The sequence below is a fragment of the Streptomyces caelestis genome (genome assembly GCF_014205255.1).
GTDB lineage: Bacteria > Actinomycetota > Actinomycetes > Streptomycetales > Streptomycetaceae > Streptomyces > Streptomyces caelestis.
The window spans coordinates 6,777,181-6,789,877 of record NZ_JACHNE010000001.1; the positions used below are offsets into that span (position 1 = coordinate 6,777,181).

At 71.1% G+C, this 12,697-nt stretch carries 9 protein-coding genes and 1 pseudogene; 5 read left to right on the plus strand and 5 right to left on the minus strand.

Annotated features, from left to right (window positions below; translation table 11 throughout):
- Window position 1 precedes the first annotated feature (1 nt).
- Both treY and glgX read right to left on the minus strand, forming a co-directional pair.
- A complete protein-coding gene (treY, locus tag HDA41_RS30965) occupies window positions 2-2,371 on the minus strand; it encodes a malto-oligosyltrehalose synthase (protein ID WP_184989783.1) in 2,370 nt (789 codons plus the stop codon).
- Window positions 2,372-2,522: 151 nt separating this feature from the next.
- Window positions 2,523-4,655 carry a glycogen debranching protein GlgX gene (gene glgX / locus HDA41_RS30970; RefSeq protein WP_184989785.1) on the minus strand — a complete coding sequence of 711 codons (2,133 nt, stop codon included), beginning with the start codon at window positions 4,653-4,655 and terminating at the stop codon, window positions 2,523-2,525.
- Between the two features lie 389 nt (window positions 4,656-5,044).
- Here glgX and HDA41_RS30975 point away from each other — a divergent pair, with 389 nt between their 5' ends.
- The 3 genes and pseudogenes from HDA41_RS30975 (at window position 5,045) to HDA41_RS30985 (ending at window position 7,540) form a co-directional block, all read left to right on the plus strand.
- Window positions 5,045-6,286: a DUF5919 domain-containing protein gene (locus HDA41_RS30975; RefSeq protein ID WP_230299529.1), complete on the plus strand. Its 1,242-nt coding sequence runs from the start codon at window positions 5,045-5,047 to the stop codon at window positions 6,284-6,286.
- A 154-nt stretch (window positions 6,287-6,440) separates the two neighbouring features.
- Window positions 6,441-6,746 (plus strand): annotated as a pseudogene (locus HDA41_RS30980) (exonuclease domain-containing protein); the annotation flags it as partial.
- Window positions 6,747-6,808: 62 nt separating this feature from the next.
- Complete coding sequence (locus tag HDA41_RS30985; RefSeq protein WP_184989787.1) at window positions 6,809-7,540, plus strand: 3'-5' exonuclease; 732 nt, start codon at window positions 6,809-6,811, stop codon at window positions 7,538-7,540.
- A gap of 98 nt (window positions 7,541-7,638) precedes the next feature.
- On the opposite strand, the gene HDA41_RS30990 is transcribed toward HDA41_RS30985, so the two are convergent.
- Window positions 7,639-8,820, minus strand: a complete 1,182-nt coding sequence (locus HDA41_RS30990; protein WP_184989789.1) for a serine hydrolase domain-containing protein — start codon at window positions 8,818-8,820, stop codon at window positions 7,639-7,641.
- Between the two features lie 184 nt (window positions 8,821-9,004).
- Here HDA41_RS30990 and HDA41_RS30995 point away from each other — a divergent pair, with 184 nt between their 5' ends.
- Window positions 9,005-9,226 carry a hypothetical protein gene (locus HDA41_RS30995; protein ID WP_184994203.1) on the plus strand — a complete coding sequence of 74 codons (222 nt, stop codon included), beginning with the start codon at window positions 9,005-9,007 and terminating at the stop codon, window positions 9,224-9,226.
- A 457-nt stretch (window positions 9,227-9,683) separates the two neighbouring features.
- Here the strand turns inward: HDA41_RS30995 and HDA41_RS31005 are convergent, their stop codons facing one another.
- Entirely contained in the window at window positions 9,684-10,682 is a 999-nt protein-coding gene (locus HDA41_RS31005) for a DMT family transporter (protein ID WP_184989791.1), read from the minus strand.
- 92 nt (window positions 10,683-10,774) lie between these two features.
- Here HDA41_RS31005 and HDA41_RS31010 point away from each other — a divergent pair, with 92 nt between their 5' ends.
- The gene (locus HDA41_RS31010; protein ID WP_184989794.1) at window positions 10,775-11,680 is read left to right on the plus strand and encodes a LysR family transcriptional regulator; all 906 of its coding nucleotides are present in this window, start codon (window positions 10,775-10,777) and stop codon (window positions 11,678-11,680) included.
- An 18-nt stretch (window positions 11,681-11,698) separates the two neighbouring features.
- On the opposite strand, the gene HDA41_RS31015 is transcribed toward HDA41_RS31010, so the two are convergent.
- Window positions 11,699-12,562, minus strand: coding sequence for a phosphotransferase enzyme family protein (locus HDA41_RS31015; protein WP_184989796.1), 864 nt, complete (start codon window positions 12,560-12,562; stop codon window positions 11,699-11,701).
- Between the last annotated feature and the right edge of the window lie 135 nt (window positions 12,563-12,697).

A 12,697-nucleotide genomic window follows, 5' to 3' on the forward strand; every position in this document is an offset into this window, starting at 1 on the left:
CTCAGTCGCCCACCCGCTCCAGCAACGCCACCGGCAGCCCCGTGAACAACTCCTCCACGCGCGCGTGCCCCGTGAACTCCCGCCAGGGTTCCCGTACGTCCGCCCAGCGCCCCGGCGGCAGCGGCAGCCGGGTCTCCTGCCAGCCGCCCGCCTCCGCGAGCCGGAGCGACAGGCGGGTGACGGCCGTCAGGGCCTCGCCGGAGCGGACGAACGCCAGGCAGTGCTGCGCCGCCGGTCCCTCGGCCGGCAGCGGCATGTACGTCGCCGTGTCGCCGAAGGCGTCGGGCCGTCGCGCCCGCAGCCCCAGGGCCGCCCGCGTCACCGCCGCCTTCTCCCCGGATGTCGTGCCGGACTCCTCGGGCGGGAAGCTCACCGCCCGCCGGTTGTCGGGGTCGACCAGCGCCCGGTACTCGGCCTCCGTGCCCTGGTAGACGTCCGGCACACCCGGCATCGTCAGCTGGACCAGGGCCGTGCCCAGCACGTTCGCCCGGATGTGCGGTGCGAGAGAGTCCCGGAAGGCGGCGACCCGCTCGCTCGGCGCCCCGCACGGCCCGGCCGCCACGAACCGCGCCACCGCCTCCTCGTACGGCGGCTCCTGCTCGGTCCAGCTGGTGTACAAGCCCGCCTCGCGCACGTGCTTCAGCAACGCCCCCTGCACCCGCTCCCGCACCCCCGAGGCCGGGCCCAGCCCGAACACCGTCTGCCACGCCGCCCAGGCCAGTTGCGCGTCGGGGACGCCCTCGCCGGTGCGGGTCACCTCGGCGAGGACGTCCGCCCAGCGGTCCGGGCACTCGGTGAGCACGTGCAGCGCCGCCCGGACGTCGGCACTGCGCTTGGTGTCGTGCGTCGTGGCGACCGTCCCGGTCACCGGCCAGTCGCGCTGCACGCGCGCGCAGTACGCGTGGAACTCCTCCGGCGACAGCGCGGGCCGGCCCGGATTCCCGCCCACCTCGGTGGCCGACAGCAGCGGCACGTAGCGGTAGAACGCCGTGTCCTCCACGGACTTCGCCCGCAGCGCCGACGAGGTCTGAGCGAACCGCGTCCGGAACTCCACCTGCGCGGGCCCGTCGCCGTAGCGCCCCAGCACGAGGTCCCGTACGACGTCCACCGCGCCGGCCTCCTCGGGCACGGCGAAGGCGAGCCGGGCCTCGGCGGCGGCCTCCTCGGTGACCACGGACGCGGCGTCGACGGACTCGTACGGCCGGTAGACCTCCATCCGGACCAGCAGCTCCTGGAGCGCGGTGCGCAGTGCCCAGGGCGCGCGGTCGCGCAGCGCCGGCTCCGGCGAGGTCGCGCACAGCCGGGCCGCCACCCGCACCAGCCGGTCGGTCTCGGTGGCCAGCTCGTGCGTGAGGACCTTGTACGCCGCCCGCCGCACGGTCGCCTCCCACTGCCCGCCCCGGTCCGTCTGGGGGGCCGCGAACCGCCGGTACCGGCCCAGCAGGTCCCCGAACCCGGCCGGGTCCGTGAAGAGCCCGTCCACGTGCCGCAGGGCGTCGTAGCCGGTGGTTCCCGCGACGGGCCAGGAGGCCGGCAGCTGCTCACCGTCGGCCAGGATCTTCTCCACGACCGTCCAGCGGCCGCCGGTCGCCTCGTGCAGCCGCCGGAGGTAGCCGTCGGGGTCGGCGAGCCCGTCGGGATGGTCGACGCGCAGCCCGTCGATCACGCCCTCGCCGAGCAGCTGGAGGATCTTGTCGTGGGTGGCCTCGAACACCTCGGGGTCCTCCACCCGCACCCCGATGAGCTCGGAGATGCTGAAGAACCGCCGGTAGTTGAGCTCGGTCCGGGCCAGCCGCCACCACACCGGGCGGTACCACTGCGCGTCCAGCAAATGCGGCAGCGGCAGGTCCTCGGTGCCCTCGCGCAGCGGGAACACATGGTCGTAGTAGCGCAGGACGTCACCGTCGACGCGCAGCTCCCCGAGCACCTCGCCCAGCGGCCCGCCGAGCACCGGCAGCAGCACCTGGCCGTCCTGGGCCTCCCAGTCGATGTCGAACCAGCGCGCGTACGGCGACTTCGGGCCCTCGCGGAGCACCTCCCACAGGGCGCGGTTGTGGCGCGGGGCCATGGCCATGTGGTTCGGGACGATGTCCACGACCAGGCCGAGCCCGTGCTCGCGCGCCGTGCGCGCCAGCGTCCGCAGTCCCTCCTCGCCGCCCAGTTCCTCGCGCACGCGCGCGTGGTCGACGACGTCGTAGCCGTGCATCGAGCCCGGCACGGCCTCCAGGACGGGGGACAGATGCAGGTGCGAGACGCCGAGCGAGGCCAGATACGGCACGACGGCCGCCGCGGCCCCGAACGGGAACTCGGGCTGCAGCTGCAGCCGGTACGTGGCCGTGGGCACCACCGGGTCAGGTCGCTCAGGTGTCATGCAAACCTACGTACCCACCCCGCCGCCGTTCGTGTCATCGCGCGCGCCAGGTGTCCCGCGCGTCGCCCGGACGAGTGGCTCTTTCCGGGCGACGCGGCAAGGGACGTGACGACGGAGTCCCGAAGGGCGGCCGCACGGGCCGCCGGCCCCGCTACACGGGCCGCTGGAGCACCGTCATGCTCCGGTCGGCCAGGGTCAGCCGGTCCCCGGCCTGCACCTTCGGACCCGTCCCCGGCGGCACACCGTCCGCGCGGGCCGTGTCGACCACCACCTGCCACTGCCGCCCGTGGTTGACCGGAACGAGGAACTCCAGGGGCTTGGGCGAGGCGTTGAACATCAGCAGGAACGAGTCGTCGGTGATGCGCTCCCCGCGCGGGCCCGGCTCCGAGATCGCGTTGCCGTTGAGGAACACCGTCAGGGCCGAGGCCCGTGCCGAGTCCCAGTCCCGCTGGGTCATCTCCCGGCCCTCGGGGGTGAACCAGGCGATGTCGGACAGGTCGTCGTGGGTGCCCTCCACGGGCCGGCCGTGGAAGAAGCGCCGGCGGCGGAAGACCGGGTGGTCCCGGCGCAGCCACACCATCGCGCGCGTGAAGGCCAGCAGCTCCCTGCTCAGACCCCCCTCGGCGTCCTCCCCCTCCTCGGGCCACTCGACCCAGGCCAGTTCGTTGTCCTGGCAGTAGGCGTTGTTGTTGCCGCGCTGGGTGCGGGCGAACTCGTCGCCGTGGCTGATCATGGGCACGCCCTGGGACAGCATCAGCGTCGCGATGAAGTTCCGCATCTGCCGGGCCCGCAGCCGCAGCACGTCCGCGTCGTCCGTCTCGCCCTCGGCGCCGCAGTTCCAGGACCGGTTGTGGCTCTCGCCGTCCCGGTTGTCCTCGCCGTTGGCCTCGTTGCGCTTGTCGTTGTACGACACGAGATCGTGCAGCGTGAAGCCGTCGTGGCAGGTCACGAAGTTGATGGAGGCCAGCGGGCGCCGCCCGTCGTCCTGGTACAGGTCGGACGAGCCGGTCAGCCGCGAGGCGAACTCCGCGAGCGTGCGCTGCTCACCCCGCCACAGGTCGCGCACGGTGTCCCGGTACTTGCCGTTCCACTCGGTCCACAGCGGCGGGAAATTGCCCACCTGGTAGCCGCCCTCGCCCACGTCCCACGGCTCGGCGATCAGCTTGACCTGCGAGACCACGGGGTCCTGCTGCACCAGGTCGAAGAACGACGACAGCCGGTCCACCTCGTGGAACTGCCGGGCGAGCGTCGCCGCCAGGTCGAAGCGGAATCCGTCGACGTGCATCTCCGTCACCCAGTACCGCAGTGAGTCCATGATCAGCTGGAGCACGTGCGGGGACCGCATGAGCAGGGAGTTTCCGGTCCCTGTCGTGTCCATGTAGTAGCGGGGGTCGTCCGTCAGCCGGTAGTAGCGCGAATTGTCCAGGCCCTTGAAGGACAGGGTCGGGCCCAGATGGTTGCCCTCGGCGGTGTGGTTGTAGACCACGTCGAGGATCACCTCGATCCCGGCCTCGTGCAGCGCCTTCACCGCCGACTTGAACTCCAGCACCTGCTGGCCCCGGTCGCCCCAGGAGGCGTAGGCGTTGTGCGGGGCGAAGAAACCGATCGTGTTGTAGCCCCAGTAATTGTTCAGGCCCATGTCGACCAGACGGTGATCGTTCACGAACTGGTGGACGGGCATCAGCTCCAGGGCCGTGACGCCGAGCTCGGTGAGATGCTCGATGATCGCCGGGTGCGCGAGGGCCGCGTAGGTGCCGCGCAGCTCCTCCGGCAGGCCCGGGTGCCGCATGGTGAGGCCCTTGACGTGGGCCTCGTAGATCACCGTGTGGTGGTAATCGGTGCGCGGCAGGCGGTCGTCGCCCCAGTCGAAGTACGGGTTGACCACGACCGACGTCATCGTGTGCGGCGCCGAGTCGAGATCATTGCGCCGGTCGGGATCGTCGAAGTGGTAGCCGTAGACCTCCTCGCCCCAGCTGATCGAACCGCTGATCGCACGCGCGTACGGGTCGAGCAGCAGTTTCGCGGAGTTGCAGCGCACCCCGCGTTCCGGGGCGTACGGGCCGTGCACCCGGAACCCGTACCGCTGCCCCGGCATGATGCCCGGCAGGTACGCGTGCCGCACGAACGCGTCGCTCTCCCGGAGCTCGATCGCCGTCTCCGAGCCGTCGTCGTGCAGCAGACACAGCTCTACTCGGTCCGCGGCCTCCGTGAAGACCGCGAAGTTCGTGCCGGCGCCGTCGTACGTGGCACCGAGTGGATATGCCTCTCCAGGCCAGACCTGCATGGATACGACTCTTTCAGGTGAGCGGCGCCGGTGGGGACGCCTTGGCCCCGAGTCTCCTCGAAAGTGAGGGAACCTCCTATGACTTATGTCCCTCTTACCGAGTGACCAGTGCATATGCGTTATACCGAACTCGCGGGGCAAGTGATACTCCCGGGGCTGTTGGGGAAGTATCGGGAAGATGTGGCCGACGGCGCGACGGAGCGGGTCGTAGAAGACCGGCCGCTATGAATCCGCTCACTCCTGCCGGGCTCGCCCCGCAGGACGGGCGCCGGCCGCCGCACAGTCGCGAACTACCCTGCCCATCCGGCTGCACCGCCGACCGCTCCCGGAGTACCCTTCCTTGATCGTTGACAAGGGGAGTGCTCGGGGGAGCGGAAGGCGGTGCGCGGGTGGGCTCGGGAGGGCTGGAGCTGCCCCCTGGTGACGAGGGTCACGAGGGGAACTCCGCAGACGTCCCGACCGGTGCCGTGTCCCTGGCGCGGCCGATGGACGCGACGGGCTCGATCGGTCCGGAACTGGACTGGGACGCCGACGCCTGGCGCGAGGTGCGCACCCGTGCCCAGCGTGCCGGCCGGGCCTACATCTGGCTGAACCTCGTCGAGCAGCGGCTGCGCGCCGTCGTCGCCGCCGTACTGCGACCCGTCTACGAACCCGTCCACGGCGACGACTGGGTGGTGGCCGCCGCCGGACCCGCCGGGCAGGAGTGGGTGCAGCGCGCGGTCGCCGTGCGCGAGGTCAGCCGCCGCAAGGGCTACCTCCTCGACCCGGCCGACGACAACGTCCTGTCCTTCCTCACCCTGCCGCAGCTGCGCGAGCTGGTGGTGCAGCACTGGCCCTGCTTCGAGCCCTATTTCGACGACCGCCGGGACGTCGAGCTCGCCCTGGACGAGCTGGAGGTCACCCGGAACGTCGTCTCCCGCAACCGGGCCCTGTCCGAGGCCGTCCTGAACCAGGCCGAGCGCGCCTCCGCCCGGCTGCTGGAGATGCTCGGCGCGGGCGGTGACGTGCCGTCCGCGCGCCGGCTGCCCATCGACGCGGTCGAGGACCTGGTCGGCGACCGGTACGCCGACGTGGTCGCCGTCCACTCGGACCGGGTGCGGCTGATGCGCCAGTTCCCCGCCGAGGACATCTTCGGCGGCGCCCGCCGCCTCGACGCCATCGGCATCGGCCTCAACCTGCTCGTGCAGAACTTCTCCGGCCGCCGCCTGGTCCGGCTGGCCGAGTCCGGCTGCCGGGTACGGCTGCTGTTCCTGAACCCGGCCTCCAGCGCGGTCAAGCGGCGCGAGCGCGAACTCGGCATCAAGCGCGGCGAGCTCAGCCGGGCCGTCGAGATGAACATCCTGCACATGCGCCGGGTGCGGGCCCGGCTGCGCGACCCCGGGGCCTTCGAGATCCAGGTCTTCGACGAGACACCCCGCTTCACGGCGTATCTGGTCGACGGCGACGGGGCGGACGGCATCGCCGTCGTGCAGAACTATCTGCGCCGCACCCGCGGCATGGAGGCACCGGTGTTCGTGCTGCGCAACAGCGGCAAGGTGGTCAAGTCGGGCGAGATCGACGAAAGCGGCCTCTTCCCCACCTATCGCGAGGAGTTCGAGGTGATGTGGGCGGATTCGCGGCCGGTGTCGTGAACTGTGCCCCGCTGTGCGGCGGTTGTGGTGGTGTGGTTGTGGTGGTTCGCCCGGTCGTCGCAGGGCCGAAGCGGAAGGTGGTCCTCTGATTGTCAGTGGTGCGTGGGAAGGTGGAGGCCACTGGGGGAACGCACCACAAGAAGGGGGGCCGCCCATGGGCTGGCACCGGGAGCTGCTGATCGGCTTCGACCTGGAGACGACGGGCACGGATCCGCGCGAGGCGCGCATCGTCACGGGAGCCGTGATCGAGGTCAGGGGCGGGGAGCCGATGGGGCGCCGGGAGTGGCTGGCCGATCCGGGGGTGCCGATCCCCGAGGACGCGGTGGCGGTGCACGGCATCAGCAACGAGCGGGCGGCAGCCGAGGGCAGACCGGCCGACCAGGTGGCGGACGCCCTCGCCGACGTCCTCACCTCCTACTGGAAGGCGGGCGTGCCGGTCGTCGCCTACAACGCCGCCTTTTATCCACGCACTTCGGATGCGTCTCAGATGTCTCAGGAGGCCCTGGTGGGTGGGGCCCTGCGATGAGCTGGACCAGTGGGCCGTTGGTGGCCTTCGACCTGGAGACGACAGGGACCGATATCGAGACCGACCGGATCGTCACCGCGGCGGTCGTGGCTGTGGACCCGAATGGGCGGCCGCCGGAAGCCCGGACATGGCTGGTCGACCCAGGGGTGGTCATCCCGCGACAGGCTTCGGCCATCCATGGCATCTCCACGGAACATGCGCGCCGACATGGGGGTGCGCCAGTTCCCGCGATCGAGGAGATCACCTCGGCTGTTGCCGAAGTCCTGAACTCGGGAACTCCGCTGGTGGTGATGAACGCGCGGTATGACCTCTCGCTCCTTGACCGTGAGTGCCGGCGGTATGGGATAGAGCCGTTGGTCAAGCGGTTGCGTGAAGGGGCCTCGCTATCGCCCGTCATCGACCCGTTGGTCCTGGACAAGCACGTCGACCGATACAGGAAGGGGTCAAGAAACCTCCAGGCGCTCTGCGAGCACTACGGTGTGCCGCTCAACGACGCGCACAACGCGGTTGCGGATGCGGTGGCCGCAGCGCGTGCGGCGCGATCCATGGGCATCAAACATTCGGTCATAGGAACGCTGGGGCCTGCGGAGCTGCACGATCTCCAGGTTCGCGCGGCGGCCGAGCAGGCGGCTTCGTTGCAGCAATACCTCCGCCGGACCTCGAACCCTGAGGTGACGATCGAGTCGGCCTGGCCAGTCGTGCCGTACACAGGGGTATCACTGAGGTGACCCCGAAAGGGCTATGGGAGGGCGAGGCGGGGGGTGCGCGACACTGATCTGCGGCACCATCGAGCGCCGCACCTCGCCAACCGCGACGATGTCTCCGCTTACGGAGTGCTTCGGCCCCCGGCGCACAGTGCGTGGTCGATCAGGGCGCTGGCCGCGTTCTCCTGCTCCATTATGTGCTGCACGGTGTCGCCGCGCGCCTCGGACATGGAGACCACGGCGCTTCGCCTGCCGTCGTCGGTGACGCCGTTGAGGGTGATGTAGCCGCCGTCCCCTCCCTCGTGGCTCCAGTAGGTTCCTCCGCAGCTCAGAGGGCGTTCGACTAGCCCGAGACCGTATCGGCCGCCGGGCCACAGCTCTTGGACCTCCGCGCTCACGGGGACGGTCTGCTTCATCTTGGCCAGCTGCCGTGCCGGTAGCAGGCGGCCGTCGAGCAGCGCGCGGAAGAAGCGGTTCTCGTCCCGCGTGGTCGTGACCCACGAAAGGTTCTCGTAGGCCACCGGTATCTGGTCGGTGACGTCCACCCGGGAGCCGGGGCCGAAGAGCTGGTAGGCCTGGGCGTGGGGCCGGGGCAGGGTGGGCGAGGTGTCCATCCACCGGGTCTGGTCGAGGCCGAGCGGGCGCAGGATGCGGTCTTCGATCTCCTGGTGGGCGGGGTGCCCGGTGGCCTTCTGGATGATCATGCCGAGCAGGACGTAGCCGGTGTTGGAATACGCCCAGCCCTCGCCGGGCGGGAAGTCCGGCGCGTGGGCCATGGCGCGGGCAACCAGCTGCTCGGGGCTGTAGACGTCGTGGCGCTGCTGGTAGTACTCCTCCGGCGTGGTGTATCCGGGCAGGTCGTCGTGGATGCCGCTGGTGTGCTGGAGCAGTTGGCGGACGGCGATCCGGCTGCCGTCGTTGCCGTTGCCCTGCACCACTTCGGGCAGCCAGTGGTCGACCGTGTCGTCCAGGGACAGCCTGCCCTCGGTCTCCAGTTGGAGGACCACGGTGGCGACCAGCGTCTTGGATGTGCTGGCCATGCGGAAGTAGCCGTCGGAAGAAACCGGGCGGCCGGTGTTCACGTCGGCGGTGCCGCTGATGGCGACCGACTGCCGACCGTCAGGCGCGATGACGCGGGCCTGCACACCGCTGATACCGAGGGCGTGGATCGCCTCTGTGTCCCGACTTAACTGCTTCACGGGGGAGGGACCAGCGGGCTGGGCGCCGTCGATGGCTACCCCGGCGGCGAGCAGCATAGCGACACCGAGTGACACGGCGAGGTGCTTTCGCAGAGTCCAAGTCATGGCTGAACGCTAGATTCGCCCCCAACGGGACGCGATCCGGCACACCCCATGATCGGAAGGGGGATATCCCCCCAGTGCGGCTCGTCACCAGTCTGGTGTCGAACTGCCGGGCGCCCTCGACGGCCAGGCTTCCGCCCGCGAGCGCGGCCGACCCGGTGGGCGACCCAAGGTCGTCGACGACGACATGGCCGTCTACGCCCGCAGCCTGCGTCCGACCCGCATTCTCCTGCCCCGGCAGCCGTCAGTCGACGAACTGCGTGGTCGATGTCGGAGCGTGCGGCAGCGCGTAACTGCTCCACGACACGCGCAGTGGGCGGCGGACTTCCAGAGCTTCCTGCGCGGCAAGGGCGACGCGACGGCCTTGGTGGACGGGGCATGGCCGCTGCGGGAGCTGGCGGACGCGTAGGCCGCGCCCGCCCGTCACAAGGCCCGACGCTTCCCCCGTCACGCCGGTGCGCGTGCCGCGATGCGTTCGATGCGGGGCTGGGCCGGTCGCTCGTGGTCGGCGTCCGAGACGAGGAGCGAGCGGTCGAGCCGGGCCGCGTTGAAGTACAGCAAGCTGAACGGCAGGACTGTGCCAGGCACACGGCGCGGGCCGGCCGTTCGGCGGTCTCGGGGTCGCTGAAGCCCACGTAGCGGGCCGCGAGCATCGCCCTGACGGCGTCCAGGCCCACCCGCCGGTCCCCGGAGACGAGCACGAGGACGTGGCGTGTGGTGCGGCGGTCCACCTTGACCCGCAGCGCGATGCACTTCGCGGCCTCGCAGGCCGGACGCCCGGGCCAACGCGCGCACGGCTTCGGTGGCGCCTTCGGGATCGTGGTCGATGAGGCGGTAATCGACGGAGGGCGAGTCGAGCAGGTGGATCAGGTGGTCGTACGTGCCGTGTCGGCTGGTGTCGTGCGGGCTGGGGTCGAGGTGGGTGCCGTCGGGCATGTGGACTCCTTGTCGGAGGAGTGCGACAAGGGAGGCAGGGGGCCGGGTGTGCTTCGGTGCGCGCGTTCCACCGCCTGCCCCCAGTACGTACCGGCCACCATCAGGGCCGCCCCGAGGCCGGTGAGGGGCGTGAGGTGTTCGCCGGCGAGGGTGATGCCCACCGCGACGGCCCAGACCGGCTCGGTGCCCAGCAACAGGCTGGCCCGGCTGGCGGAGGTGCGCTGCACGGCCCAGGTCTGCGCCAGGAAGGCGAACACACTGCAGAACAGGGCCAGATAGACCAACTGGGCCCAGGTCGCCGGGTCCGTGCGGACCAGCGTCGGCAGGTCATGGGCGGCGACCGGCACGAACAGGACCGTGCCGACCAGGGTCTGCACCGTCGTCAGGTGCAGGGGTCGGATCGCCCGCCCGGTCGTGAAGCGGCCGACCAGCGCGACATGCACGGCCCGGATCAGCGCGGCGCCGAGCATCAGCAGGTCGCCGAGGCGTGGCGCGTGGAAGCCGTTGCCGGACATCAACAGCCCGACGGCCAGGACGCACACACTGGTCGCGGCGAAGAAGGAAGGAGGCAGCGCGCCACGGCGGCCGCCGCGGTCGAGGAGCGGGGTGAGGACGATGGTCAGACTGATGATGAGTCCGGCGTTGGCGGCGCTGGTGTGGGCGACGCCGTACGTCTCCACGACCAGGACCGCGGCCTGGGTCAGCCCCAGGGGCACACCGGCCCGCAGCTCCTCACGCGTCCAGCGGCGCGACCCGCGCCGTCGGGCGGCGACCACGCCGAGGCAGGCGAGCGCGGAGAGGGCGTAGCGGGCGAACAGCACCAGCAGGACGGGGAGCGCGGCAGTGGCCGTCTGGGCGGACAGATAACTGGAACCCCAGACGAGCGCGACAAGGAGGAGTACCGCATCGGTACGGCGTACGTCGGACACCCGCCTACGGTGCACCGGAGCCATCCGTGAAGCCCAGTACCAGTCTCTAAAACGATCATTTAGCGGCTCTACATCGTCCCTACACTGAGGCGATGGACGAACGTCAGCTGCGGATCCTGCGGGAGCTCGGCGAACTGGGCAGCGTCACGGCGGTCGCCGAGGCGCTGCTGGTGACGCCGTCGGCGATCTCCCAGCAACTGCGGCTGCTGCAGCGCGCGATCCCGGTGCCGCTCACCGAGCGCCAGGGACGACGACTCGTGCTCACCGACGCCGGGCAGGCGCTGGCGGGCGCGGCCGTGGAGGTGGAGACGGCGCTGGCACGCGCACGGCACACCGTCGAGGAGTTCGTCGGACGGCCCGACGGCGAGGTGTCGGTGGCGGCGTTCCACAGCGCGGGCGCCGCGTTCTTCCCGCCGCTGCTGCGCGCGCTGGCCGGTCCGGGCAAACCGGTGCCGAGGCTGTCCGACGAGGACGTACCGCAGGAGGACTTCCCCCGGCTCACACGGGAGTACGACGTCGTCCTGGCCCACCGCCTGGACCACGCCCCGCCATGGCCGGACACGGTGGCCACGACGACGCTGCTGCGGGAGCCGCTGGACGTGGCCATGCCCGCCGACCACCCCCTGGCCGCCAAGCGCCGCGTCACCCCGCGCGATGTGGCCGACGAGCCGTGGATCACCGTGCACGAGGGGTTCCCGGTCCTGGCGACGATCGAGGCCATCGCCGCCGCGGCGGGCCGCAGGCTCCATCTCGCCCATCGCATCAACGAGTTCTCGGTGGTCGCCGAGGTCGTGGCGGCCGGGGGCGGTATCGCCCTGATGCCGCGCTGGACCATGCGCCCGCATCCGGCGCTCGTGCTCCGGCCGCTCAGCGGAGCGCAGGCACGCCGGCACATCGACGCCCTCTACCGCCCCGAGCGCACGGCCCGCACAGCGGTCCGCACGGTCCTCACGGAACTACGCCGAGCCGCCCAGGGCATCCAGGGCAGCAGCGCATAGCCCTCGAACCACAGCCGCTCAAAACGGATACCACCGCACCGTCTCGTCCCCCTCCCGCAGCGAAGCCACCCGCCGCCGAAACTCCGCCAGCGCCTTCGGATTACTCGGCGCATGCTGCGCCACCCACGCACAACTGGCCGTCTCCCGGGCCCCACGCAACACCGAACACCCCTCCCACTCCCGCACATCCCAGCCGTACGCCTCGGTGAAGGAGTCGTACGCCTCGTCCGGGAGCCCATAGCGGTCGTGGGAAAGCGCCATGACCACCAGATCGTGCTCGCGCAGGTCGGCCGAGAAGGTCTCCAGGTCCACGAGAACGGGACCATCGGGGCCGACATGGACGTTCCGAGGAAGCGCGTCCCCGTGAATGGGCCCCGGCGTCAAACGGGGCGTCAGCCCACCCGCCTGCGCCGCGAACCCGTCCCGCCGCTCCCGCAGATACGCCGCGTCCGCGGGATCGATCGCGTCCCCCGCGAGCCGCAGCCAACGCTCCACGCCACCCAGCAGATCACGGCGCGGCAGAGCGAAGGAGGGCGCGGGCAGGGCGTGCACGCCCCGGAGCAGTTCGGCCACATCCCGCGGCTCGGCGGGCCGTACGGCATCGGGCAGCCGGTGCCACACCGTCACCGGGTGCCCGTCGGCCAGCAGGGGCTCGGGCCCGGCCGCCCGTACCGCCGGTACACCCGCCTCGGCGAGCCACAGCGCGATGTCCAGTTCGCGCCGCGCCCGGTCGAGGAGTTCGGCGTCGCGGCCCACCTTGACGACCAGCTCACCGGCGGCGAACACCGCGTTCTCGCCCAGTGCGAGCAATCGTGCCCCGCGGGCCGCACCGGGCAGTACTCCCGCCGCGGCCAGTACGTCCCGAGCCCGTTCCTCGTCCATCGTCCGCCTCCGTCGTCCACGTCTTCCGCCGTCGGGTTCCGGCCATCCGCCGGTCAGTGTCGCATCGGCACAGGTGGGGCGGCATGCGCGGTGTCTTGACGAGGCAGACCGCCTTCACGAGCATGACCTGGCCGG